Source organism: Mesorhizobium sp. M2A.F.Ca.ET.043.02.1.1 (assembly GCF_003952405.1).
Classification (GTDB): Bacteria; Pseudomonadota; Alphaproteobacteria; order Rhizobiales; family Rhizobiaceae; genus Mesorhizobium.
This window is the reverse complement of the sequence record NZ_CP034445.1, coordinates 4,346,127-4,371,713: the sequence shown is the minus strand read 5'-3', so window position 1 is coordinate 4,371,713 and position 25,587 is coordinate 4,346,127. Positions and strand designations below refer to the sequence as shown.

19 protein-coding genes, 1 tRNA gene and 2 pseudogenes are annotated in these 25,587 nt (G+C 61.4%); 14 read left to right on the top strand and 8 right to left on the bottom strand.

Translation table 11 applies throughout. From position 1 onward, the window contains the following. Positions 1-11 precede the first annotated feature (11 nt). Both EJ068_RS20795 and EJ068_RS20785 read left to right on the top strand, forming a co-directional pair. The gene (locus EJ068_RS20795) at positions 12-1,022 is read left to right on the top strand and encodes a ligase-associated DNA damage response exonuclease (protein WP_127249676.1); all 1,011 of its coding nucleotides are present in this window, start codon (positions 12-14) and stop codon (positions 1,020-1,022) included. Positions 1,023-1,253: 231 nt separating this feature from the next. Continuing rightward, entirely contained in the window at positions 1,254-2,855 is a 1,602-nt protein-coding gene (locus EJ068_RS20785; RefSeq protein WP_127249677.1) for a cisplatin damage response ATP-dependent DNA ligase, read from the top strand. Positions 2,856-3,024: 169 nt separating this feature from the next. Here EJ068_RS20785 and EJ068_RS20780 read toward each other — a convergent pair whose 3' ends face one another. Then, positions 3,025-4,221 carry a hypothetical protein gene (locus EJ068_RS20780; RefSeq protein WP_127249678.1) on the bottom strand — a complete coding sequence of 399 codons (1,197 nt, stop codon included), beginning with the start codon at positions 4,219-4,221 and terminating at the stop codon, positions 3,025-3,027. Between the two features lie 332 nt (positions 4,222-4,553). On the opposite strand from EJ068_RS20780, the gene EJ068_RS20775 reads away from it, so the two are divergent. The 6 genes and pseudogenes from EJ068_RS20775 to fabG all read left to right on the top strand — a co-directional run bounded on the left by EJ068_RS20775 (position 4,554) and on the right by fabG (position 10,849). Further along, positions 4,554-4,629: transfer RNA gene (locus tag EJ068_RS20775), tRNA-Thr, on the top strand. Positions 4,630-5,007: 378 nt separating this feature from the next. Next, the gene (locus tag EJ068_RS20770) at positions 5,008-7,275 is read left to right on the top strand and encodes a propanediol/glycerol family dehydratase large subunit (protein ID WP_127249679.1); all 2,268 of its coding nucleotides are present in this window, start codon (positions 5,008-5,010) and stop codon (positions 7,273-7,275) included. Further along, positions 7,275-7,694 carry a diol dehydratase small subunit gene (locus tag EJ068_RS20765; RefSeq protein ID WP_095819267.1) on the top strand — a complete coding sequence of 140 codons (420 nt, stop codon included), beginning with the start codon at positions 7,275-7,277 and terminating at the stop codon, positions 7,692-7,694. The genes EJ068_RS20770 and EJ068_RS20765 overlap by 1 nt, the downstream gene beginning before the upstream one ends. A gap of 27 nt (positions 7,695-7,721) precedes the next feature. Further along, positions 7,722-8,420: a cysteine hydrolase family protein gene (locus EJ068_RS20760; RefSeq protein ID WP_126079462.1), complete on the top strand. Its 699-nt coding sequence runs from the start codon at positions 7,722-7,724 to the stop codon at positions 8,418-8,420. Positions 8,421-8,519: 99 nt separating this feature from the next. Beyond that, the gene (locus tag EJ068_RS20755; RefSeq protein WP_126079463.1) at positions 8,520-10,046 is read left to right on the top strand and encodes an APC family permease; all 1,527 of its coding nucleotides are present in this window, start codon (positions 8,520-8,522) and stop codon (positions 10,044-10,046) included. 79 nt (positions 10,047-10,125) lie between these two features. Beyond that, positions 10,126-10,849, top strand: a pseudogene (gene fabG, locus EJ068_RS20750) (3-oxoacyl-ACP reductase FabG). Positions 10,850-10,957: 108 nt separating this feature from the next. Here fabG and EJ068_RS20745 read toward each other — a convergent pair. Then, entirely contained in the window at positions 10,958-11,968 is a 1,011-nt protein-coding gene (locus EJ068_RS20745) for a phosphotransferase enzyme family protein (RefSeq protein WP_127385968.1), read from the bottom strand. A gap of 116 nt (positions 11,969-12,084) precedes the next feature. Beyond that, the gene (locus EJ068_RS20740) at positions 12,085-13,368 is read right to left on the bottom strand and encodes an aspartate aminotransferase family protein (protein ID WP_127249682.1); all 1,284 of its coding nucleotides are present in this window, start codon (positions 13,366-13,368) and stop codon (positions 12,085-12,087) included. Between the two features lie 102 nt (positions 13,369-13,470). Here EJ068_RS20740 and EJ068_RS20735 point away from each other — a divergent pair, with 102 nt between their 5' ends. Then, positions 13,471-14,232: an SDR family oxidoreductase gene (locus EJ068_RS20735; protein ID WP_127249683.1), complete on the top strand. Its 762-nt coding sequence runs from the start codon at positions 13,471-13,473 to the stop codon at positions 14,230-14,232. A gap of 602 nt (positions 14,233-14,834) precedes the next feature. Here EJ068_RS20735 and EJ068_RS32970 read toward each other — a convergent pair. The 3 genes and pseudogenes from EJ068_RS32970 to groEL form a co-directional block, all read right to left on the bottom strand. Beyond that, positions 14,835-15,026 carry a zinc-binding dehydrogenase gene (locus tag EJ068_RS32970; protein ID WP_210212016.1) on the bottom strand — a complete coding sequence of 64 codons (192 nt, stop codon included), beginning with the start codon at positions 15,024-15,026 and terminating at the stop codon, positions 14,835-14,837. Positions 15,027-15,036: 10 nt separating this feature from the next. Then, positions 15,037-15,735 carry a zinc-binding dehydrogenase gene (locus EJ068_RS20730; RefSeq protein ID WP_210212015.1) on the bottom strand — a complete coding sequence of 233 codons (699 nt, stop codon included), beginning with the start codon at positions 15,733-15,735 and terminating at the stop codon, positions 15,037-15,039. A gap of 847 nt (positions 15,736-16,582) precedes the next feature. Beyond that, positions 16,583-16,902: pseudogene (gene groEL, locus EJ068_RS20720) on the bottom strand (chaperonin GroEL); the annotation flags it as partial. A gap of 363 nt (positions 16,903-17,265) precedes the next feature. Between groEL and EJ068_RS20715 the strand changes: the two are divergent. The 3 genes from EJ068_RS20715 (at position 17,266) to EJ068_RS20705 (ending at position 19,749) form a co-directional block, all read left to right on the top strand. Further along, complete coding sequence (locus tag EJ068_RS20715; RefSeq protein ID WP_127249684.1) at positions 17,266-17,490, top strand: hypothetical protein; 225 nt, start codon at positions 17,266-17,268, stop codon at positions 17,488-17,490. A 476-nt stretch (positions 17,491-17,966) separates the two neighbouring features. Beyond that, positions 17,967-18,683: a Crp/Fnr family transcriptional regulator gene (locus EJ068_RS20710; protein ID WP_245463176.1), complete on the top strand. Its 717-nt coding sequence runs from the start codon at positions 17,967-17,969 to the stop codon at positions 18,681-18,683. 319 nt (positions 18,684-19,002) lie between these two features. Then, on the top strand, positions 19,003-19,749 hold the full coding sequence (locus tag EJ068_RS20705; RefSeq protein WP_189341963.1) for a response regulator transcription factor: 747 nt from the start codon (positions 19,003-19,005) through the stop codon (positions 19,747-19,749). Between the two features lie 267 nt (positions 19,750-20,016). On the opposite strand, the gene EJ068_RS32720 is transcribed toward EJ068_RS20705, so the two are convergent. Further along, the gene (locus tag EJ068_RS32720) at positions 20,017-20,373 is read right to left on the bottom strand and encodes a hypothetical protein (protein WP_189341961.1); all 357 of its coding nucleotides are present in this window, start codon (positions 20,371-20,373) and stop codon (positions 20,017-20,019) included. A gap of 352 nt (positions 20,374-20,725) precedes the next feature. Beyond that, positions 20,726-21,556, bottom strand: a complete 831-nt coding sequence (locus EJ068_RS20695) for a response regulator transcription factor (RefSeq protein ID WP_127249685.1) — start codon at positions 21,554-21,556, stop codon at positions 20,726-20,728. A 667-nt stretch (positions 21,557-22,223) separates the two neighbouring features. Between EJ068_RS20695 and EJ068_RS20690 the strand changes: the two genes are divergently transcribed. Together EJ068_RS20690 and EJ068_RS20685 are read left to right on the top strand one after the other, a co-directional pair. Beyond that, positions 22,224-24,080, top strand: coding sequence for a polysaccharide biosynthesis/export family protein (locus tag EJ068_RS20690; protein WP_189341960.1), 1,857 nt, complete (start codon positions 22,224-22,226; stop codon positions 24,078-24,080). Between the two features lie 268 nt (positions 24,081-24,348). Beyond that, the gene (locus EJ068_RS20685; RefSeq protein WP_126079472.1) at positions 24,349-25,491 is read left to right on the top strand and encodes a GNAT family N-acetyltransferase; all 1,143 of its coding nucleotides are present in this window, start codon (positions 24,349-24,351) and stop codon (positions 25,489-25,491) included. The last annotated feature ends 96 nt before the right edge of the window (positions 25,492-25,587 follow it).

The following is a 25,587-nucleotide window of genomic DNA, read 5'->3' as shown; positions in this document are numbered from 1 at the left end:
ATCTTGGAGCCATGCGCGCCAGCGACCTGCTCAAACCCCGGCCGGAGGGCCTCTACTGCCCGCCCGGCGATTTCTTCATCGATCCGGTGCGGCCCGTCGAGCGGGCGCTGATCACGCATGGCCATTCGGACCATGCGCGCTCCGGCCACCGCTCGGTGCTCGCCACGCAAGCGACGCTCGACATCATGGGACTGCGCTATGGCGAGGATTTCGCCGGAACGACGCAGGCGGCAGTGCATGGCGAAACACTCGACATGAACGGCGTCGCCGTCACCTTCCACCCGGCCGGGCATGTCCTGGGCTCCGCGCAGATCTGCGTCGAGCACCGGGGCATGCGCATCGTCGCTTCCGGCGACTACAAGCGGCAAAAGGACGCCACCTGCCTGCCGTTCGAGCCGATCCGGTGCGATGTCTTCATCACCGAGGCGACCTTCGGCCTGCCGGTGTTCCGGCATCCGCCGGACCATGAGGAGATCGCGCGCGTGCTGAAATCGGCGGCGCAGTTTCCCGAACGCTCGCACCTGATCGGCGCCTATGCGCTCGGCAAGGCGCAGCGTGTGATGCGGCTGTTGCGCGACGCCGGCTACGACAAGCCGATCTATATCCACGGCGCGCTGGCCAAGCTCAGCGAATATTATCAGAGCCAGGGGATCGATCTCGGCCGGCTCGAGCCGGCGACGGTTGAAAGCGGCGCCAAGGCCGATTTCGCCGGCGCGATCGTCGTCGGCCCGCCCTCGGCCTTCGCCGATCGCTGGGCGCGGCGTTTTCCGGACCCGATCTCCTGCTTCGCCTCGGGCTGGATGCGCATACGCCAGCGGGCAAAGCAGGGCGGCGTCGAGCTGCCGCTGATCATTTCCGACCACGCCGACTGGGACGAGTTGATCATCACCATCAAGGAAACGGGTGCTGCGGAAATCTGGGTCACGCATGGCCGCGAGGAAGCGCTGGTGCGCTGGTGCGAGCTGGAGGGCATCGCGGCAAGGCCGTTGCATCTGGTGGGCTATGAGGACGAGGGCGATTGATGGAACAGTGTTCGCCAATCGTCACCGCCGCGCTCTACGGCCCCCTCTCTGTCCTGCCGGACATCTCCCCCTCAAGGGGGGAGATTGGCAGTTTCGGCGCCGGCGCATCTCCCGCGACAGTGGAGATTGGCGAAAGCCGTGGCGACATCTGATCTCCCCCCTTGAGGGGGAGATGGCCGGCAGGCCAGAGAGGGGGGCCTCGCGCCGGCTTTTGCCCCTGGCGTGGCGCGCATGAACCGCTTCGCCGAGCTCCTCGACCGTCTCGTGCTGACGCCGTCGCGCAACGGCAAGCTGACGCTGCTCAGAGACTATTTCCACAGCGTCGAGGACCCCGATCGCGGCCTGGCGCTGGCGGCGATCACGGGCGATCTCAACATCGCGGCGGTGAAGCCGGCGATGCTGCGCGCGCTGGTGGTGGAGCGCATGGATCCGGTGCTGTTCGGCTATTCCTACGACTATGTCGGCGACCTCGCCGAGACCGTGTCGCTGGTCTGGCCGCAACCGCAAGGGCACATCGCCAACCATGTGCCGACGCTTGCCGAGGTGGTCGGCAGACTGCAGGCGGCAAGCCGCTCCGAGGGGCCCAAGGTGCTGGCGCGGCTGCTCGACGACGCCAATATCTCGGCACGCTTCGCCATCATCAAGCTGGTTACCGGGGGCCTGCGCATCGGTGTGTCGGCGCGGCTCGCCAAACAGGCTCTGGCCGATCTTGGCAAAGTCGATGTCAGCGAGATCGAGGAGCTCTGGCACGGGCTGACGCCGCCTTACACCGAGCTGTTCGCCTGGCTGGAAGGCCGGGCGGAAAAGCCGAGGAGCACGGCACTTGCGCTGTTCCGGCCGGTGATGCTCTCCAACGCCGTCGACGACGGCGACCTCGAAAAGCTCGACCACGGCGCTTATGCGGCGGAGTGGAAGTGGGACGGCATCCGTGTGCAGGCGGTCTGCGAGGGCGGCGTGCGCCGGCTCTATTCGCGCACCGGCGATGATGTCTCCGGCGCGTTCCCGGATCTTGCCGCGGCGATGAATTTCGAAGCGGCGCTCGACGGCGAGCTTTTGGTCGGCGACCCTCGCGAGGCGACTGGAACCTTCTCCGACCTGCAGCAGCGGCTGAACCGCAAGAGCGTGTCGCCAAAGATCCAGCAGCGCTATCCGGCCTTCATGCGCTGCTACGACGCGCTGCAGATCGACGGCGAGGATTTGCGCTCGCTGCCCTTCGCGGAGCGCCGCAGGCACCTCGAGGCCTTCATCAAGACGCTCGATCCCAGCCGCTTCGATCTGTCGCCGTTGGTCGAGTTCCCCGATTGGGAGACGCTGGAGCGGCTGCGCCAGACGCCGCCGCATCCGATCATCGAAGGGGTGATGCTGAAGCGCTGGGATTCGCCCTACCTTGCCGGCCGGCCGAAAGGCCCGTGGTTCAAGTGGAAGCGCGACCCGCACACCATCGACGCGGTGCTGATGTATGCGCAGCGCGGCCACGGCAAGCGTTCCAGCTTCTATTCAGACTACACGTTCGGTGTGTGGTCCGGCCCCGAGGGCTCGGAAGAGCTGGTGCCGGTCGGCAAGGCCTATTTCGGCTTCACCGACGAGGAGCTGAGAGAGATCGACAAATATGTGCGCGACAACACGATCGAGCGTTTCGGCCCGGTGCGCTCGGTGCGCGCCGACCGTCGCAACGGCCTCGTGCTGGAGGTGGCGTTCGAAGGCCTCAACCGCTCGACCCGGCATAAATCGGGTGTCGCGATGCGCTTTCCCCGCATCTCACGGCTGCGCTGGGACAAGCCGGCGGCGGAAGCCGACCGCATCGAGACGCTGCAAGCGTTGTTGGATGGCTAAGGGCCAAAAATCCGACCTCGGCGCTGTCACGCCGCCCGCGCCTGCGGCGCGACCTCCCCATCGAGGGGAGCTAGGGGTTGGCGCGACCTTCTACCTCCCCTTGATGGGGAGGTCGCGCCGAAGGCGCGGGTGGGGTGCTGCGCCTGCGTCGATAACTACACAGACGCGATCACTGCGCGATCGAAACGCGTATCTCGTAGATATCGACCGATTTGCCCTTCTGGTCGATGTCGGAGTTGACGGCGATGGTGCCGGCGGCGCCCGGATGCTTGTCCGGGAACTGCACGTCGAACAGATATTCGTTGCGTTCGTGGCCGACGGCGTAGCGCTTGCGGCCGCAATCGCCGAGATCGCCGAAATTGCAGTCGACCGATATCTGCGTCTCCTTGCCCTCTTCCGAGCGGGCGACGATGTCGAACATGGCGTGCTTGCCGACAAGCTTCTCCAGCACGCCCTGGCCGACATCGAAGGCAATGGCCGAACCGGAAGCGCCGGAGCGGATGCGCAGGAACTGGCCGGTGTCGTCCTTCATCACGTCGGCGCCTGCGTCGGACGGCGTGCTCACATGGGTCGGGTCGGCGGGCGAGAAGACGTTGATCCAGTTCTTCGACTGGTCCGCCTCGCCCGGCTTCTGCGGCGAGCCGGTGTCGCCCGGCTGCGACGAGTCCTCGCTGTCAAGGGTCGGCGTCGGTTCCGGCGGGCCGGTGTCGAGCTCGGCCGCCGTCTTGAAGACACCGGTCTGCTTGGCGAAGTAGAGACCGATGCCGGCGGCGGCGAGCAATGTCGCGACAACGAAGATCGCGGTCAGCGGCAGCCGCCGGCCCCTGATCCGCCGCTCGTCGCGGTCGGGCGCAACCTGGGCGCCGTTGCCGACGGGAGCGCCCGGCGAATCATCGAGCGACGGCGCGTCGGGAAGTGCTGTCTCGTCCGGCATGATGTCGGGCACGCGCGGCAGCACGCGCGAACGCGGCTGGTCCGAAGCATCTGGCTGCACCGGCCCGTCGACGGTGATCGAGGGTGAGCGTGCTGATTGCGACGGCGGCAGCGGCGCGTCGACCGAAGGCGCGGCCGAAACGGCAGGCGCCTCGACGCGGGGCGCCGGCGCGCCATTGCTGGCCGGCACCACATTTTCCGGCGGCAACGTCACATCGGGGACGGCCGGCAGGAACTCTGATTCGATCTCGGTGATCTTGGCCTGCACCGCCTTGCGGCGGCCGATGGCGGCCTCGACCGTGATGTTCGGGTTGGCCTGCAGGACGCGGTCCAGCGCGGCAAAGGCCGATCGATAGACCTTCTCTCGGAACGCCCGGTCCTCGGCATTGCCTTTCTCGAAGGCATTGCGGATAGCTTTCTCGATGGGGTCCAAGCGAGCTCCCTCTGCGCGTTCGCTCACAGTTCCCTGATCGTTAGCCGCAGGCGGCCAATCGATCAACGGGCGAGCGGCTGCTTGCCGGCGTATCCAACGCCATTTCGGGGTTTTTTGCTGGAGAATCAACATTTTTCGTCACGAACACGCCGGGCGATGCGGCCGTGGGGCAGCCGGCTTGGACGCCACCGCGCGCTGCGGCCGCTGCCGTTGCGCAGTAACCGTAGATGGGAATTGCCGGCAAAGAGGCCGGAATTCGCCGCTGCCCATCTTGAATTGGCGAGCGGTTGAGTCTATCACGCAGCCCATTCTGGAAGCCTGACGCTTCCCGGGCCGCTTTAGCTCAGTTGGTAGAGCACATCATTCGTAATGATGGGGTCGCGTGTTCGAGTCACGCAAGCGGCACCAAAAATTCAAGCACTTAGCCGATCGCCTCGCTCGATTTGTCCGAGTGGCGGCGGAAATTCTCTTCCAGCATCTGCAGCGACGGCGCCTCCCAAAATGAACCAAAAAGGGCCCTGAAGAGCGGGCAAGTCACTCAAAATCGGGCAAGTCATTCAAGTTGAACAACGGCCGCGCATGTTGTCTGCGAGCACTGACATCTTGACCAGGTCGTAGGCAGCTCTCGAAATCCCGTCGGTTACTCATTTCCGTAAGCGCCGCGCCTATCTCCAAGGTTCCGGTGGTGATGGCAGCCAGGGCAGGCCCTTCGGCGAGATTCGATGCAGGCCATTGTGTGACGATCGGGCATTCAATAGTCTTTCCGTTGGGTCGAGGAATGCACGCATGACGCCGAAACTGAACCGCTGGAAGCGCTTCGCTGACTGGGACGAGCGGCCGTTGCGGCTGGACAAGTTCGCGGCGGAAGACCCTGCCAACGGCTTCTCCGCCTTCTCCAGCCCGGCCGATCCCAAACCCGGCATCGGCATCAAGGGCGGGCGCGTCGTGTCCCTTGATGGAGTGCTCGAGCACGACTACGACATGATCGACCGCTTCATAGCCCGCCATCACATCGACCCGGAGGTGGCGTCTGAAGCGATGGCGCTGGACTCGGCGACCGTCGCACGCTGGCTGGTCGACATGAACGTTCCGCGCGAAAAGCTCGTGCGGCTCGCCCACGGCATGACGCCTGCAAAACTCGCCGAGGTCGTGTCGCAGCTCAACGCGCTGGAGATCGCCTTCGCCTATTCGAAGATGCGAGCACGCAAGACGCCAGGCAACCAGGCGCATGTCACCAACGCCAAGGACGACCCGCTCCAGCTCGCCGCGGACGCCGCAACCGCCGTCGCCTTCGGCTTCGACGAGATCGAGACTACGATGCGCGTGTCGCGCAACGCCTGGTCCAACGCGGTGGCGTGTGCGGTGGGCGGCGCCGTCGGCCGCTGGGGAACGCTGTTCCAATGCTCCAGCGAGGAGGCGGAGGAACTGCGCATCGCCATGGCCGGCTTCACGTCCTATGCCGAAACCGTTTCCGTCTATGGCACTGAAAAGTCGTTCACCGATGGCGACGACACGCCGTGGTCCAAGGCATTTCTCGCCGCTGCCTATGCCTCGCGCGGCGTCAAGATGCGCTGTACGTCGGGTGCCGGCTCCGAATTGCTCATGGGCTTCCATGAAGCAAAATCGCTGCTTTACTTGGAGGCGCGCTGCCTCTGCCTGCAGCGCGGCATGGGCGTGCAGGGCACACAAAATGGCGGCATTGACGGCGCGCCCTTGACCGCCACCATACCTGGCGGCGTCCGCGAGTTGATGGCTGAGAACCTCATCGCCGTCTGGCTCGATCTCGAATGCGCATCAGGCAATGATGCGCGCTCCACCGAATCGGAAATTCGTGTCGGCGCCAAGATCCTTCCCTACCTGATTGCCGGCTCAGACCTGATCTGCTCCGGGATGGGATCGATCCTGAAATACGACAATTCGTTCAACCCTTCGCTGATCAACGGTGAGGAACTGGAAGACTATCTGGTGCTGCAGCGCGATTTCGAGGCCGATGGCGGGTTGACGCCGCTGCCTGAGTCGCGCGCGATCGAGTTGCGCGAGCGGGCGGTGGCGGCGATCGCCGCGGTGTTCGAGGAGCTCGGCCTGTCGAGACCGACCGAGGACATGAAAACCAGCGTGGTTTATGCCTCCGGTTCCGACGACACGCGCAGCCTGATGCCGCGCGACGTGAGCTTCATCAGCGAGGCCATCAAGGAGCGCGGCATCACCGTGATCGACGCGGTCAAGGCGCTGGCCAACCGCGGTTTCCGAGAAGAGGCCGAGAACCTCCTGAACGTGGTGAAGCTGCGCCTTTCCGGCGACTATCTCCAGACCTCGGCCATGATCCGCAATGGGCGGATCGTCAGCGCGGTCAACGACCCGAACGACTATCTCGGCCCCGGCTCCGGCTATCGGGTGTCCGAGGAACGGCGCCTGCAGCTCAACGACATCCGCGATGTGCTGGATCAGAAAGAAGTGCTGCGCTCGGAGGCCCTGCACGAGAAGGACGAGGCAAGGCACGTCCGCTATCGCAACCTTGGGCCGGCAGCCAACGGGTCGGCGACCGACGATTTGGTCATCGGCATCAGCCCGGCCTTCGGCTTGAAGCTCTACCGGACGACGGCCGGACATCGGCTGTCCGAAGTGCTTGGCGCCATGCTGGATGCGATCCGCGCGCGCGGGCTTAAGGCGCGCGTCGTCCGCTTCCGCCATACGGCTGATACTTCCTTCCTTGGCCTGTCCGCCGCCCGGCTTGCCGGCAGCGGCATCGGCATCGGCATCCAGGCCAAGGGCACGGCCGTCATCCATCAGCGTGACCGACAGCCGCACAACAATCTGGAACTGTTTTCCAATGCCCCGATCACCAGGCTCGAGCACTATCGCGCTCTCGGTGCCAATGCGGCGGCCTATGCGCTGGGCGAAATGCCGGAGCCCATCGTGGTGCCGCAGCGAGGCGAGGCCATGGGGTCGCGCTATCATGCGCGCGTCGCCCTCATCTACGCCATCGAAACCGGGCTGACCGAGGCCGGCGCGGCTCCCGAAGAGGTCGACGTCGTCCTGACGGGAGCGCAATAGTGACCCTTACGCGTGCCGACTATCCGCTCGCCGAAACCCAGCCTGGCGCCGTCACCGGCAAGCACGGCAAGGCGCTTCCGGAGATAACGCTGGATGCGGTGCTTGCCGGCGAGGTGACGATGGAAGACCTCCGCATCACGCCGCAAGCGCTGCAGGCGCAGGCCGACGTGGCGCGCGATGTCGGCCGGCCGACCCTCGCCCTCAACTTCGAGCGCGGGGCAGAGCTGGTCGAGGTGCCGCAGGATTTCATCATGCAGGTCTACGAACTGCTGCGCCCAGGCCGCGCCAAGTCCAAGGAAGAATTGCTCGAGGCCGCCGCCACGATGCGCGAGACCTACCAGGCCGAACGCATCGCCCGTTTCATCGAGGAAGCCGCCGAGACCTACGCGGCGCGCGGCCTTTTCACGTTCCGCTTTTGAAGGACCGCCCGCTTCTGAAAGGACCGCATGAGCTGGAAAACCGGATTCCGTTCGCTCTACTACCTCGGCGCACCCGAGCCGGATGATCCGGTGCTGGTGCCGGCACAGACCGCCATCCTGATCATCGACGTTCAAAACACCTACCTGGAACGGCCGGATCGCGCGTCGCTTTCACCGCAGGAACAGCAGCGCTACGATCTGTGGACGCCGTTCCACGAGCGCATGCACGGCGCGGTCATACCGAACACGGCAAGATTGCTGGAGTTGGCACGGGCAAATGGCATCGAATGCCTTTTCGCCCGCATCGCCTGCCATACCAAGGACGGGCGCGACCGCTCGCTCTCCCAAAAAATGCCGGGCTGGAACAATTTGCTGCTGCCAAAGAACGACGCGGCATCGCAGCTCGTAGCCGAGCTTCAGCCGGCAGGCGACGAAATCGTGGTGACCAAGACCACCGATTCCGCGCTGACCGGGACAAATCTGCGCCTCATCCTGCACAATCTTGGCATCAGGAACGTCATCTGTTGCGGCATCTTCACGGACCAGTGCGTGTCTTCGACGGTGCGCAGCCTGGCCGACGAAAGCTATGCCGTCATCGTGCTCGAGGATTGCTGCGCGGCGGCGACCGACGAGCTTCATCGCAAGGAGCTCGAAATCATCAACATGATCTATTGCCACGTCATGTCGAGCGCCGAGCTTTGCAAAATCATGGCCTTGGCAAAGTGATGCCGCGTCCGTAGTGTCAATACAGCACTCGCAGGCCGGGACACATCGGCCGCCACGTGCGGGGAACTGCATACAGCTGTCACGAATGGAGAGGGCTTCATGGCCACGGAAACTGCAAGCGGGACGATCGACGTCTCGAAGAGTAACAGCATCAACCTTTTGCACTCGAAAGCCGTGGGGCTTGCGGGGGTGCTCTTTCTGGCCGTCACCGGCGCGGCGCCAATGTCGGCGATGCTGGGCAATGTGCCGTTCGCGGCAGGCTACGGCATCGGCAAATACACGCCGGCCGCCTTCCTGATGGCGACGATCGTGCTGACCATCTTCTCGGTCGGCTATGCGGCGATGGCATCGCGGGTATCGTCCGTCGGTGGGTTCTACTCATTCATCAGCCAAGGGCTCGGCCGCGAGGTCGGCATGTCGGCCGGCATTGGCTCGCTCGCCTGCTACTCGCTGTTCGAGGCCTCGCTCACTGGTTTGTTTGCATTTTTCGGCAATCTTTGGATTTCCCAGCACTTCGGCATCAACGTGCCGTGGATCGTGCTCGCGCTCGCTATGATCGTGGTCATCGCGGCACTCGCCTATCGCGACGTGAAGGTGTCGGCACGGCTGCTCGGGATCGCCCTCATTCTTGAAGTGATCATGCTGGTGATCTTCTCGCTGGGCGTGCTTTTCGCTCATGGCGGGACGAATTTTTCCGGCGATTCGCTCAATGTGTTCAAGGTGTTCACGCCTGTCGCCGAGCAGAAGGTCGGCGAAGTGGCCATACCCGCCGGCGAGGCCGCCGTCGGTATCTTCATGGCGTTCTGGTCGTGGGTCGGATTCGAGATGGCGCCGAACTACGCCGAGGAATCGCGCGATCCAAAGCGCATCATTCCGCAGTCGCTGCTGATCTCAGTCATTGGCCTCGGCCTGTTTTACACCTTCGTCAGCTGGTGCGCGGTGGCGGCCTATCCCACCGAGGCCGACATGGTGGCCAAGGCCTTCTCCGACGGCGTGAACTTCTTCCTGACACCCATTCAGACTTTTGTCGGCGGCTGGGGCTATCAGCTGATGTCGCTGCTCATCCTCACCAGTTCCTTCGCCTGCGGCATGGCCTTTCACAACACCGCTTCCCGTTATTTGTACTCGCTGGCACGCGAGGGCGTCCTGCCACAGGCGATCGCGGAGACGCATGATCACCACAAGAGCCCTCACAAGGCCTCGGCCCTGCAGTCGGTTTTGGCGGCGATATGGGTCCTGCTCTACGGTCTGGCCTACGGCTTCGACGATCCGTCGGGACAGGCCTGGCTGGGCGTCTACACGCTGTTTGCGGTGCTCGGCACCGGACTGCTGCTGGTGCTGCAGGCCGTCGTCTCGCTGGCGATCTACATGTGGTTCAAGAAGAACGGCGGCGGCAGCCTGCTGGCGACGGTCATCGCGCCGTTGATCTCGCTCGTGGTCCAGCTGGTCCTGGTCTACACGCTGGTGGCCAATCTCGCGACGCTCGGCGGCACCAATGGCTTCGCCAGGAGCATCCCCTATGTCGGGCTTGCGATCCTTATCGTCGGCCTGATCTGGGGTTTCGTGCTGAAGTCCACCAACCCCAAGGCGTACGCCAACATCGGTCACATGGTGAACGAAGGCTAAAGCGCTACCGCCCAGAAATCCTTGCGACAACGGGGACGGGGTATCACTCTGTCCCCGTCTCATTTTGGAGCTTCAGATCATGACCCAGTCTTTGAAGGGCCGGTCCGTCGTTGTTACCGGCGGATCGAAAGGCATCGGCAAGGGCATATCGCGGGTGTTCGCGCTGTCTGGCGCCAAGGTCGCCATCATCGCGCGCCATCTCGACCAGGCCGAAGCCGCTGCCGCCGAGATCGGCCACGGCGCCTTTGGCGTGGTTGGCGATGTCACCTCGCTCGCCAGCATCGAGAGCGCTTTTGGGCAGTGGCAATGCCGAATCCCGCAGGCCCGGCTCGAGGACATGACATCGAACAATGGACGAAGTTGTCGACACCAACCTCAAGGGTACCTTCCACGCGGTCAAGGCAGTCGTTCCCTACCTCAAGAGATCCGACCAGGGCCGCATCGTGCTGACGTCGTCGATCACCGGCCCGGTCACCGGCTTCCCCGGTTGGTCGCACTACGGCGCCACCAAGGCGGGGCAGCTCGGTTTCATGCGCACGGCCTGCATCGAACTGGCCAAATACGGCATCACCGTCAACGCCGTCATGCCGGGCAACATCATCACCGAGGGCCTAGTCGGCCTGGGCGAGGATTACCAGAAGACGATGGCCGCCTCTGTCCCGCTCAAGCGGCTTGGAACCGTGGAGGAAATCGGCTACGCCGCACTCTACTTTGCGTCGAAGGAAGCCGGCTACGTGACCGGGCAGACGATCATCGTCGATGGCGGCCAGATCCTTCCGGAGAGCCTGGAGGCACTGGCATAGAGCGGTTCGTGACGAACCGCTCTATCTCTTTGCCTGACGCAATTCCCCAGGGAAAGCGCTACGCGCTTTTCTCGGGAAAACCGTTTCACGCCTTTCCTACGATTGCTGTCAGGAAAACTTGCTCAGATAGGCCTCGCACAGCCCGACGGTTCCCTCGGTGTATGGGAAGCCCATCGACTTGGCGAGGTCCGTTTCAGCGTGCGAGCCGATCCAGGCAACCAGCAACAGGCGGCGCAGCATCACGAAGGTCGGGATTTCGTCCTCGTCTGCCCTCGGCAGGTCAAGCACGCGGCGATAGCCGGTCGTCCACGACTGGATGAGATCGGTTGCCTGCGGCTCATGCTCGTAGAAAGAGATGGGTGTAGCGGCGTCGTACATAAACCAGCCGAAGCCGCAGTCGTCGAAGTCGATGACCTTGACCGTCTTGCCGTCGATCAAAAGGTTGGCGAGCCGCAGGTCGCAATGGATGAGGCCAAAGCGGTCATGGCCCTTGCCGAAGGCGGCGAGCCTGCGGCAGATCAGCTCCGCACTGCGGCCAAAGAGTTTGGCTTTCGCGGCGTCGACGCCCATGCCGTCACGCCAGCGCCCCCAATGGGGGTTTTCCTCGCCGAGACTTGTCTCGAAATCCCACACGTGGCGAGTGAACCAGGATGGGCGCTTCCATTGCCGGGCGTGGATGTGCATGCGAGCCGTCACCTCGCCAAGCACCTCGAAAGGTTCGGCGAGCGCTTCGCCTATGCCCGGCTCCGAACCGGTCTCCCATTGCGACAGCACGACATTGCGGGGTTGCGCCAGCCTGGCATGGCCGGCACGCTGGATCTGCTCGCCATCCTTGCCCGCCACCGGCACGGGGGTGGGCACGATCCCGGTCTGGCGCAAATCGGTCAGCCAGGCCAGTTCGGACTGGATGGCCGTCCTTGAATGGTAGCCGTCGCGATGAATGCGGAGCGCCCAGCGCCGGCCGTCGGGAGCCGCAACCTTATAGGTTGCGTTCTCCGACAGGTTGATCATCGTGACGGAGACGTCCGCCGGCAGATCGTAGTTGGCGATGGCCGCCTCTGCCGTCTCCTGCAGGATGCCGAGTTGCTGGTCATGGGTGAGCGCTTCGAAATCCGTCACTGTCCGTCCTGCCCTATCTTTGCGCCCTTGTCCCCTGCCGGAACCCTGCGAGCCCAGCAAGTCCAACCGCCAGCCCGCGCTGGACGCCTGGCAGTTTCAACCAGGTTTGGACCATGTCAATTCGCCTTGCCTGCCTGATGCAGCAGCTCCCGGGCGCGCGGCATTGCCGCATCGAAACGATTCATGATGTCCTGGCAGGTTTCGCGATCCAGAAGCACGCCGGGCTTCCACTGCAGCACCCGCTTGTCGAGCGACGAGAAGATCGCCCAGACGCCCTGCTCGTAGAGTGCGCGTGACACGAAGACGGCGCCCTCCGGGTGGTTGCTGAATTCCAGGCCGAGGATCACGCCTTTCTGGCGCACGCCGGTGAAGATGTCGCCGTGCCGAGCCAGCATCTCGCCCATGGCCTGTGCCATGAACTCGGTCACGGTGCCAACATTGGCAACCAGATCAGGCCGCTGCAGCATCTCGATGACCTTGTGGGCGACGACACAGCCGAGCTCGGCCCCGCCCGTGGTCGAGATGTGGGCCGCCCCATCCTCGTTGAGCCAGCCGCCGGCCTTGTCGTTCACCAATGCCGCGCTGATCGGATAGAGCCCGCCGGACAGGCCCTTCGCCGTCACCATGATGTCCGGCTGGACGCCATAGGCCTGCCAGCCCCACATGCTGCCGGTCCGCATCAGGCCGGTCTGGACCTCGTCGGCGATGTACATCGCGCCATGCTTTTCGCACAGGGCCTTGCAGGCGCTGAGATAGCCGTCCTTCGGCATCGGGAAGCCGTAAGTGGCGGGGATCGTCTCCATGATCAGCGCCGCGACGTCTTCGCCCTCGAGCGCCTGTTCCATGGCGTCGATATCGTTGAAGGGGACCTGGATGAACATCTCCGGCTGGTCGGAAAGAAAGATCTTGGTGAAGCGATCGTCGCCGGTCGCCACCGCGAGCCCCGAATGCCCGTGATACCCCTTGATGATCGACACGATCTTGCGCCGTTTAGTGGCATAGCGGGCACTCTTGATGGCGATGTCCACCGCCTCCGCGCCGCCCGGGGCGAAGACCGCATATTTCATTCCCGGCGAGACATCGACGAGGGATTCGGCCAGCGCAGTGCGCGCCACGGAGGGGAACCAGTGATTGCCGATGTCGAAATAATCGAGCGCGCTCTTCAGCGTCTCGACCAGCTCCGGATTGCGGTGACCGAGATTGTAGGTGCCGCCGTTCAGGTGCAGGTCGATCAGGCGGCGCCCCGACATGTCGTAGAGGAAGTAACCCTCCCGCCTGCCGATAACCAGATCGATCCCGGCCTTCTGCCAGAACCTGGTCTTGTCGGGATTCCAGAAACGGATTGCCTTGTCGAAAAAATCCTGCTTCGACTCGAACTTGAAGGGGCCGAAGTCGTACATGCCTATTTTTTCCCCAGAGGTTGATCGGCGCGCATCCAAGCTGGCGAGGCTCGTTCGCCGGATGATGCAGGATTACGGGTCAGGGAGAAAGGGGGCTGAAAGATGATCCTGAAGGACAGGACCGCGATCGTCACCGGGGCAGGATCGGGCATCGGCAGGGCGGCAGCGCTGATCATCGCGCGCGAGGGTGCGGTGGTCGGCGTGGCGGACCGCAGCGCTGACAGCGCGAACGCGACCGTCGACCAGATTGTTACTGCTGGTGGCCGAGCGAAAGCGCTTGTGTTCGACCTGGCCGACGATCAGGCGCTTGAAGCCTGTTTCCGCAATTTCATCGACACACAAGGCAGGATCGACATCCTGCACAATCATGCCGGCGTACAGGTAGAGGGTGACGTGCTCGGTGTGAGCGTCAAAGGCTTCGACACGTCCTGGACGCTCAATGTGCGGGCTCACTTCCTGGGTGCCCGCATCGTCATGCCATTCATGAAGAAGGCAGGCCGCGGCGTCATCCTCAACACGTCGTCGAGCTCCGGCGTGCTCTACGACCGCGAGATGATCGCTTATACGACGACCAAGCACGCGGTGATCGCGATGACCAGGCAGATGGCCGGCGACTATGGCCGCTTCGGCATTCGCGTCAACGCGCTTTGCCCGGGTTGGGTGGACACGCCCTTCAATGCTCCTTTCATCGCCCAGATGGGAGGCCGGGAAGCCATCGAAGCCTACATCCGCGAAAAAGTGCCGCTTGGTCGTTGGGCAAGCGTCGAGGAAATCGCGGAGGCGGTGCTGTTTCTTGTGTCCGACCGGTCCTCGTACATGACGGGCCAGATTCTGGTTATCGATGGAGGAGAGACGGTGATCTAGGCATGGGCTTCAGGAGGTTATGCGGACCGGACCGAGGAGACTGGAGTTACCGGGCTTCAGCACGCGTCGGAGGGTCCGAATGGACATCCAAGAGAATGCCCCGTCCCGCTACGTCTCACAGGTGACATCAACCTACTGAGAAATTAACCAACGGGCCCAAAATCATTCGATCTAAAAGTCATCAATTTATCGAGCAGCGCTCGCTTGATTCCCGAGGCATAAGCGCAAGGCATTGGTATGCAATAGTTGGTGGGCCCGGAGGGCGTATTAAGTACATTGATTTTATTTAGTTTTTCGTGGGTCAAAATCAGAAATCTTCCCGCATCGTTCCGTATGGTTCTGTGACGCAGTCGACTTTAGCTAACCCCAATGCCTCCTTTGCAAACATACGCGGCCCTTCGGAGCCATGTTCCAAAATGACCGCAATGGGGCCGGAAGTGCCCGACCGGTTTCGGGATGATGCTGCCGACGAGCCGCCGTTCGGTTCGCCCTAAATCTGCTGGTCAGCAATGCGCTGCAAAGCGGGCGTTGAACGGCCAAGGCCGACGCTAGAGGCGGCTCTTCGCGGTTCAAAGGCTCTGCTCTTGCTCGGCAACACCTTGTCAGGAGGCCAGCGAATTGCAGATCAGCACGAGCTTGCCCTTAACGCCTCCCTGACCGAGCAGCTCTTGGGCACGACGAGCCTCGGTCAATGGCATCTGCTCGGCCACCATCGGCTTGATCTTCCCGTCGCGAAGCAGCTCGAGTAAGGCGCCGAGATCTTCGCGGAACCAAGCGAGCTTCCACCGTTTCAAATATTGTATGCTATAGGGGAGTATGCGTCGTTGGCCTGGTGAAACGAAAGCGCGGACCGCATACCACGTAGGTCGTAATATCCCGCGAAGACGATAACGCAAGCCGCCTGCCAATTGGCCCTTCTGCAGAAATGAAGTGAAGCCATAGGCTATGACGGCCACCAGGCCTCAGAGTCCGAAACGAGCGCCAGACATTGGCTTCGCCGACCCCGTCGAAGACGACATCCACGCCGTCGTTTGTCAGGCGATGGATCTCCTTGACGAAGTCGGCCCCCTTGTAGTCGATCGGCGTGGCCCCAAGATCGGATACGATCTGATGAGCTGTACGAGAGGCAGTCCCATACATCTCTAAACCTGCTAGGTGGCCAAGTTGCAGCAGAGCCGTGCCCACCCCGCCGGCCGCGCCGTGAATAAGAACCCGCTGTCCCGGTGAGGCATGCCCAAGGCGATGCATCATCTGATAGGCCGTAACGTAGTTCAGCACGAGGCTGACTGCCTCTGCGGGATCTACACCAGTTGGAACCGGAGTGAGCTCATATTCCGGCAGGCAGATGAACTGGGCGTAGCCACCATGAATGGGCAGCGCCGCAACCATTTTACCAACCATTGCATGGGACGCTCCCTCTCCGGCCTCGTCCACGATGCCTACAATGTCCCATCCTGGCGTGAATGGCAGGATCGTCTTTTCCGGATGAATCCCCTCTCGCATCAATAGCTCTGCGAAAGACGCCGGCGGCGATTGTTCGCACCCGCAGCTCACCTGACGCCGGATGGGGCGCGTCTTCCTCCACGATCTCCAGAACTTCAGGTCCGCCGTAGTGGCGAACAACGACGCGCAGAGACTTCATGGCAGGCTCGGTCCAGATTGAACTCTCCATTGAGGCGAACTCAGACACAAAGGTGGCGCGCACCGGTATGAAGCGACTTGCTCCAGATCAAACCCACCAGAAATCGGTCCCCGCCAACGAATAGCTGCTTATTTGCGCAAGATGATATTGGGACGCAGCCTCGACAGGAGCAGCTCAGCTGCCATCGGGCGTGGGTGGAAACAAATGTGGGCTCACGACCCCGAGCTTTGAACGTCTGATATCCTCGCCGTGAAGCCGGAAAGCCGGCACTCCGATTCCGTGAAGAGTTCGGGCGCCGGCAGGCGTACGAAAGTCCTCGAGGAAGGAACCCGCGGGCCACAGGCGATGGCTATGGGGATTTCGAATTTCGGCCGGTGTCGGCTGATGGCGCGACCGCAGTTGGGAGAAGCCGGCATGAATGCGGATAGACCGCTTCGTTGCACCTCCGCGCGATGTGGTCGGCCCGGCGCTGGTCCGGACGTGTGCCTGTCGGCCCCAGCAATCACTACGGATACGCGCGCGGGCCCGTTGCCGAAGGCCGGGCGCCTGCGGCTGAACGCTGGATGCTGCCACGCTGGGTCATGGACACTTCTCCCGGTTCGTCGCCGTTGCGCGCGGCGGTCCGCGCGGCTGCCTCCGCCGTTCGAACACCTCGATGACGATCATGCGTCCGCCGGCCATGCCGGCCGGCGCCGTCGAAGATGGTCCCTTCTCGACCGCGACCTTCTTGGCGCGGCCGAGCATCTCAAGCGTGACGTTCTCCAGCTTGATGTCGAGATCCTCGCTGATGGCCGTGCCGCCAGTCAGGATGGCGATGTCCTCCAGCATGGCTTTGCGGCAGTCGCCGAAGCCCGCAGCCTTGACGGCGGCGACTTAAATCCGCCGCGCAGCTTGTTGACCACCAGCGCGGCCAGAGCCTCGCCCTCGACATCATCGGCGATGATCAGCAGCGGCTTGCCCGACTGGACCACGGCCTCGAGCACGGGAAGCAGCGCCTGCAGCTTGCCGAGCTTCTTCTCATGGATCAGGGAGCCAAAGGGCGTAGCTGACATCCCGCAGCAGAAGGATGACAGCAGATACTCCTTCCGAAGGAACCTGTGTACGTCAGGCCCGGCGGTAAGCATTAAAGCTTAGCCAGGGCGAATGCCCGGAGTCTTCGTCACCATGTAAACTCTATTCTCACTCGGATCGGCCTTCTGGGCGCTGGGCGCGAAAAGATGCTTGCCAAAAGTCGCGAGGAACTGGCTGCCGAGACCGGGCGCGTTGGTTTTGCAGGTGATTACAGGCCGCTGCCAAGATTGGCGCGTCTTTTCGCGCGCGGGCGCGGAGGGCAGCGCTGATAGGCAACCACGGCGATATGCTTGGCGTTCCAATGCAGAAGGAGAAACGGTATGGCCAGGCAGATTATGCGTGGGACGTTGGGAGCCAAGGAGGTCCGGCAACTCAAAGAAGTTTACGACCGCGCCCGGGCCGTCCAAGCCAGGTACGCAGAATCCCACCTTGCAGGCAGAGCGGCAAAAACCCTGATCGATTCCTTCGAAGCCCCTATCCATCCCGGCGATACGGCTCTCGATCCTCAATGGCTGAGCAAGGCCGCCCCGATGGGAAACGCCTGAAGACCGAAACGTGTATGCATTCATCGACAACGGCTGCGGTAGCCCAAAGCGAGTCGCTGAAGAGGATTCAGGGCACGCGCTTAGGCCTTTGTTTTGATGCATGTCTCCCACAATCGCTGCACATTTCTGGGAGACATGCACAGTAGCCGCCCTGCCCGACCATTCTTGAGGCCAGGCGTGCAAATTCCCAATTGCAACTTTCCGCAACCGGCCAAATCGCGTTTTGGACGCGAAATGCGCAAAGTCAGGCGGTTGCAAATGACGCCTCGCCTGAAGGCCGCACCATCCCCGGCGAAGACATCGGCTCTCTCCACCTTAGGAGGCTGATACGGAACTTCGAAGTCGTTGCGGCGTTGCAGAGGTCGGAGAAGTGTTCTTTTCCATCGAGCGTTGCTACCATAGCCAGCTCATTGTGAAGCCGCTCACATCTGGCGTTCAAGAATTAACTATTGTAGGTTGTGGTAGGGTTGGGGAAATTGCTGATCTCCATGCAGACATTGTCGCAATTCATAGGCCCACGTCCGGTTGGGGAGACGTGGTCGAAGGCTGAGTGGGTCAACACCCATTTTCTCGGTGTTACCCCAAGAGCCTACAAACCCGATTCGATCATATGTCGCCAGGATGACGACGACGATACGATATTCATCGTAAAGTCAGGCTGGACCCTGCTCTACCGCGGGCTGCCGGACGGAGAACGGCAGATCATTGACACTCCCCTTTGGGGAGACATTGTCGGCTTCCGGTCCGTAGACGGACCACGGTTCGCTTCGCTAGCATCCATAACCGATGCGACTGTTTACCCGATACCAAGGAAGGCCTTGGTCGAGGGAATCTTGTCCGAGGCTACTTTCGGCAGCAAGATTGCCCACTCCCTGGCACGGATGAATGCCATTCTAGCCGAGCACCTAGTGAATGTCGGGCGGCGCAACGCAATGAGCCGGACCGCCCATTTCCTGCTCGAATTGGAGGAAAGGCTCTCCAACGTTGGCCTGTCCGCTCACGGGAAGTATGACTGCCCTCTCACTCAGAATGAACTGGCGGACATCCTCGGAATGACCCCCGTTCACGTGAACCGGACATTGAGGGAACTCCGCAGTGCCGGTCTTGTCTCGTTCAAGGCTGGCCATGTCGAGATTCTCAGCCGCAAGAACCTCGTAAAATCGGCCGGGTTTGAGAAAGAGTACCTCAGCTAGATTTCTCCTGGCGAATCCAGCCTGCTCCCGCGATCAGCAGGCATAGCGGCGTGCCTGGGAACCTGTGGCGCGGCGTCTTCAAGGCCTGGTCGGCACCGCCTATCCGCAAATTTACCAAAAATTAACCTAGGTTAGCGACCGCTAATAATACCACCCTAGAGTACGTTAGCCGTTCTTCGCTGGGGTAGGCGGGAACAGCTGTGTGGTCAGGATGAAGCGATCCAGCCTAAAAACTGGACGGGCAGGATCATTTTTCCAAATTCTGGAACAAGGGATGGTCGGCCGCCGGGGGCGGCTCGTGGGCAATAGGGTGGGTAATATGAGTTCCTCAGCTGGACTGGTTAATTACACCTCTTTGAATCAGCCAAGGGTTTTGAGTAACGGAACCGAAAATGCTCGTCATGAGCAGTGCCTTCTCATACTGGATGGAAGGGCCTTGGACCGAGAATGTCTTGCATCGGCCCTCGTAGACCACGAACTTGGCATGGCGGTCGCAGCCATGGGTTCGATCGAAGAATGGCGCATGAAGAAGGGCTCAGCCCCTCCCCTGGTCGCCATACTCTTCAACCTTGGCGGTCGGAAGGTCACCGATCATGTCACGGCCGACGAGATCAGGCGCATATCGTCTGAGTTCAAATCGATCCCTGTAGTTGTCCTGGCGGACAATGAGGACCTTGCACAGATATTGGCAGCACTCGAATGTGGCGCACGAGGCTACATTCCGACCTCAGTCGGTATCGATGTGTGTGTCGAAGCAATCAACCTTGCTGCAGCAGGAGGTATCTTTGTTCCGGCAAGCAGCGTTCTCTCCATGCGGCATCTGATCGAGTCAGAAAGCCGCGACACGCAGCCTTTGTCGAGAATGTTCACTCTAAGGCAAGCCGAGGTCGCCCAAGCGCTCTGCCGCGGGAAAGCCAACAAGGTCATCGCCTATGAGCTGAACCTGCGCGAAAGCACCGTGAAGGTGCATATCCGAAACATCATGAAGAAACTGAAGGCGACCAACCGCACGGAAGTCGCCTACAAGGTCAACGATCTCTTCGCGGAAGGAGCTCTGCGAAAGTGAAGGTCGAGGATCCTCATTGCAGTGACTAGAGCGGAATGAAATTGCCTCCGGTCACCAAGAGGGCGAGTTCAACCCGGTCTTGATGCTGGACCCACCGCGCCCGCCGGCGCGGCGCGTCCACACGATCCTGCTCAGTTCTGGTCAGCGCCTTTTTTGTGGGTGTGCACGAATTCGCAGACCGAGCGCGCGACCTTCAGGCCGCTCGCCAAATTCGGTCATAAACCCGCGCAAGGTGACGTCTTTCTTCGGGAGCGCCCGACCAGCCGGTCACGCCAAGCTCCCGATATAATCTTCGGCTGGTAGCCGCTGGCCTGGCGCAGCGCCGCCCCCGGTCTCGTCCATCCGCTTCAACCGCTCAGTCGCTGAACTAGAGAAGGTATGTCTGCCCACCCAGCTCAGGGCTTCCTCGATCGTATCGAAATTCTTGTGCTGCCCGCTTAGCAACCCGAAGCCTGTCTCGAGGAACCATTTGCCCTTTGTCGAGTAGGCTTCCTCGTCGATGCGAGTAAGGACTGCAACCAGTTGATCGAACTTCCAGACCAGGAGCCCCGACTCTCCGCCCACGACCGTTCCAATTCGGGCTTCGTTGAGCGAAAATCCAGGAGCAATTTGTGCGTTATCCACCTTGATGCATCCTCTCAACTTCAAAAAGGATGTTGAAAATCTGTTAGCTTTAAATGGGCTGCTTCTGTCCCTCGCCCGACGACACAGGCAAATTTTTGTTAGCACACCGTCGGGCGAGTTCAAGCCTTTTCACCGATGATCCACCGCTCGTTTTTCGCGAGATGTAACTGCCAAAGAATTTGGCCTGCCTGAGCTGAAAGCCGTGGCAAAATAGTCGACTCCGCGCAACCCGGCGAGCCCAGCGAATGTCTCCCGGTCGAACCCAGTCCTTCGAGCGTTGAGTTAGCTGCAGGCACATTGTGATTTCGCACGAAGCTCGGCCTGCGACCACGAGCAGCCCGGCGGGACTATATCAAGAAGAGGCGGCGGTCACATCGGATGAGTGCTTGAGGAAGCGGTATCCCTTTTGTGCTCCAATCAGCTCTTGCTGATCGTGGGAGGGCTGAATGGCGATCTTTTCGTTCCCTGACAGGCCATTGCCGGACGAGGGAGTGAGCACGCCGTGATTCATCGCCCAAACTGCAGCCTGAGTACGGTTGCGGACCCGAATTTTTCGAAGGATTGCCTTGACGTGTACTTTCACCGTAGCTTCGGCGATGTCAATTTTGCGCGCGATGGTTTTGTTAGACTCTCCTTCGATCAAGCAACGAAGGATACATTTTTCTCGATTCGACAAAACTGACAGCTCTCTATCCTCGTCCTCGATTTCAACAGCCACGCTTGCCAAATCACGCACCGCATCATACTTCATAACGGGCCAAATTTCTTGAATAAAAGTCGATGTTTCCGCAGGTAACACGGTCTGGCCAAGCATAACCAATTCGATGGCTTTGATGAAGGTTTCACGAGCAGCGGTTTTGGTCAAATACGCGTCAGCCCCCGCGCGAAAGGCTGAAACTATATCGTTCGATCGACACTGATCGGCCAGCGCCACGACATGGCTGGTCGGATACATTGCTTTAAAGTCTGCAATTTGCCCAAATCCGGCATCCCCCCCAGTGCCGTCTACATCCACGATGAGCAAGATGGACCGGTGCTGGGGTAGCGATTTCTGCAGAAGATCGTGAACACAAGCCGCAGAGGAGAGAATACGAAATTTTTCTGCATCCAGGATTCGAATAAGACCCTCTCGAAGTAATTCGTTCGCCCCGACAAGCACTGTTACAAACGATTGCCTTGTCATCACAACTTCCTCTAACCTGTGGCGCTCGACGTCCCTAAGACCCGGTGTAGTGCCCGGCACGCAACGCGCCAACCGCCCTAATTCCTTGGCCTAAATTACCTTACGCCACGATATCCCATGCCAAGATACCCTCTTTAGGCGCCCAAATACCCTCTTTAGGCGTAGGGCAGCATCGTCGAGGACTATCCGGATTCTCAAACCCAAAGCCTCGATCGGGTTTGCGGCTAGGAGGCGTAAATGGTGATCTCCTCGTTCTCCAAAGCTTGGACGATGAAATCGGGAGGATGTCCCAGCCGTCCTGCAGATGTATGTTGGGCCGCAGGCGGTTCGAGACGCTTTGTCGGCCGACCAATCCCGGCTGTTCGCCGCGTTCGATCGCCTTGTCTCGGTTGCCGTCAAAGAGGTTCGTCTGCGGCGCAGCAATCTCATCATTGAACGAGCCCGCGCAGGCGGTGTTTATCCGGAAGGAGTGCCCACAAAGGATAGTTGTGCCGTTGGAGGTGAAGGGTCACGATAGGGCGCAGCCTTTGCTCGGCTCGACCAGTTCGAGACGGGATGGTCACCACTGAAAAAGTGAAGGTCACGTGCCATGGCAATAGAGACAAAATACAATTCCGAACCCGCCTCCGAACCCGTCGCTTCCTCGTCAAATTCGGCCCGGAGCGGCATGAAGGGCGTCCTGCTTGTCATGGGGCTCTCCAGCGTCGCCGCTCTGGGAGCGGGCGCGATCAGAAACTGGGAGGCCCTCAGGGATGCCTCCGGACCCGCGATGCAGAAGGTCGAGGACGTCTCCGGAGCCCTGACGCAGAGGGTCGAGGAGGTTTCCGGAACCCTGGCGCAGAGGGTCCAGCAGGTTTCCGGAACCACGGCGCAGCGGGTCGAGGAGGTCTCCGGAACCCTGGCGCAGCGGGTCGAGGAGGGTTTCGGAGCCCTGGCGCAGAAAGTCTCTTCTGCTATTGACAGCTGGCAAGATCAACCAGCTCAAACCATAGCCGAACCGTCCCGCGCGGTCATGCCTGGATCGGGTACGTTGGCCGCCGCTTTCACCGCACCGAGTGCCGCGCCTGTCATCCTTAGCGCTGAGGGTTCCAAAACTCCCGGAACGGGACCGGATTCGTCTCCTGCTGCGTCGATCGAAAGGAACGCAGCCCCTGCCGTCGCCACCAATTCCGAGCGCTCCGGAACACGCGGCATTGAACCAAACGCGCCAACCGGCAGCCCGTTCGGCGTCGGCGACCGCCTCAAGCTCGCGTTCTACGAGCGAGTCGACGTCGAGGAAGACAAGTGGGGAGGCACGTCCTCGGCCTCGGCCCTGGGCGGCATCCTGCAGCGTCCGGAACTGAGCGGCGAATATACTGTTCAGGAGGACGGCACGATTTCCTTGCCCTTGCTTGGCTCCGTTCCGGTCGCCAACCGGTCGGCGCAGCAAGTACAGGACGACCTGGTGGAAACCTTCAACCAACTTCTTGGCCGCAAGGGGCTGGTCAACATCCTGTCGCTGGAGCGCTCGCCTATTTACGTGCTGGGGCCGGTCAGGAATCCAGGCTCGTTCAAGTACGCGCCCGGCATGACGATCCTACATGCCGTCGCGCTGGCCGGCGGACTGAACCAGAGCTCGAGCGAGCCGTGGCAGCAGATCGAAGCCGTGCGTGAAACCCAGAAGCGGAGCGGGGCGATCGATGCCATGGTGAAACTGCTCGCGCGCGCGGCCGTCCTGGAAGCCGAGCGCGACGGGACGGCGCCCAAGATCCCGTCCCAGTTGCTGGAATTGGCCGGCCCGACCGAAGCCGCCAATCTCGTCAATGAGCAGAGCGACCGCCGTAATGCCCTCGCCATGGCCCGCAAGTATCGCGAACGCGCGAGCCTGGCGGCGCTGGAGGCAGCCAAGCAGGATGTCGTCGCGTATGGACACATGGAATCGCTGGACGAGCTCGTCAAGCTGCGCCAGGAGCGCGTCAACACCATGCAAACGCTTGTGAACCGCAAAGTTCTCAACGTGACCATGATGGACCAGGCCCAGGCCGAGCTGTCTGACGCGGAACAACGTCGGCAGGACGCCCTTAACCGGTTCTCGAGCGCCAAGCAGCGCGTCGCTTCGCTGGAGGCTGAGGTGATGCAAGCCCGCGCCGACCACACGAACGATCTTGAGGTCGAGCTTGAGACGACGGAGAATCAGATCGCGACCAATGTGCACGACTTGAACGCCAGCGAAGGCGTCCTGTACACGTTGCCGGTGACCCGCGCCCAGTTTGCGGCCCAGTTCACAGCGAACGCGAACAGGGTGACCTATCAAATCGTGCGGCAATCGCCAGCCGGGCCGGTCAGCATCGAGTCCGACGGGATGACCCTTTTGCGGCCAGGCGACCTCGTCAACATAAGCATGGACGAAAGCCAGCCAAGAGAGCCAGCCGGCTCGCCGGTTCCAACCTCGTTGCCGACCGGCGACAACCTGCCGGCCGCGAGCACTCTCAACGAAGCAGCGCCTGGGCGCGTGCTGGCTGATCAGATGATCAATCCGAATTGACGCCTAACAAACGGGTTTGCCGTCGGGGTGGCAATTCCCAACGGCAGCCCGAGCTATAGCGTTGGCAAAGTACTGACGGCATCGTGCTGAAGACTGAAGCTGCCTCTTTCGAGGAGCCTCATTTGCCTGTTATTTTGGAAGCTACTCGGTCGGAAAAGTATTTGAAAGAGGGGAGCATGTCAGGATCTCGCTACGTCTCTCAGTTATCAATCGCTACATCTCAGATTTCAATGCGAAGCGCTATCGTGTGGCTTCAGACGAGCATGCCATGCCTCAGGATACGGTGATCGACGTTAGTGTGGAGACCTTGCAGAACATCGAGAAACTTGAGACCGATTGGAAGGAGCTCGAAGCGCGAGCCACTCACTCATTCTATCTATCCTGGTTGTGGATCGGAACGTGGCTACGGCATCTCCCGGCGGGTGCGCAACCACACGTCTTAGTCGCTCGGACGTCAGGCAAGATTGTCGGCTTGGCGATTATTTGCCGTCGGAGGACGTGGAGTTTCGGGCCGCATGCGCGAGCGCGTTGGCTGCTCAATGAAACCGGAGACGTTCGTTTCGATCGACTGTTCATCGAGTACAACAATATTCTAGCGGAGCGATCCCTGGCCGATGCCGTTAGAGCGGCATGCCTCGAGGCCTTGGCACGTCACTTGCGCTACTCCGACCAGCTGGTGCTCTCTGGAATTGATCAGGACTTTGACTCAGCCGCTTGTCGCACCGCGGGGCGAGCTGGGTTCCTTGCCGAGGTCAAAGCGGTAGATACGGCACGATGGATCGATTTCACCAAAGTCCGCCAGAAAGGCGGAAATTACCGCGCCACGTTGGGCCGAAATACTCGTCAAGCGGTAAGCCGTGCCATGCGGTTATATGCGGAACGCGGGCCCATTGAGTTCCGGACGCAGGAAGCGACAGCTGACGCGCTCGTCGCGTTTGATTTGCTCGCCGAGCTCCATCAGGCGCGGTGGAGACATAAGGGATCCTTTGCCAACCCGAGCTTCCGTCGCTTTCACGAGGACCTTATTGCGCGGGGAGTTCCCACGGGGACCGTCCGCATCTCACGGACTTTGGTTGGGGAGCAGACAATTGGTGTTTTGTACAACTTCGTCCATGACGGGCGTGTTCTCAACTATCAAAGCGGCTTTGTGTTTGAGCGCGACGGCCGGCTCAAACCCGGGCTTATCAGCCATGTGCTGGCGATTGAGGATAGCATCGGACGCGGGGAGTGCGGCTACGATTTTCTGGCAGGCTCCGCCGGGCACAAGTCACACCTGGCCAATGCGGAGCAGCCTTTGCGGTGGATCGCGATAGGCAGAGACAGTCCAGAGCGCCGCATTGAGGCAAAGCTGCGCGGGGCCAAGGGGGTGCTGGGGACCATTGCTGCTCATGTGAGACAGGCCGCGGCTTGAGGTGTCGACCAAAAAGGGAGCTGCCATTCTGATCGAGTCTTTGAGGCCGGCTCTTGGACCTTGAAGCGGCAGGTCGGCTGTTTGGCAAGGGAGGCA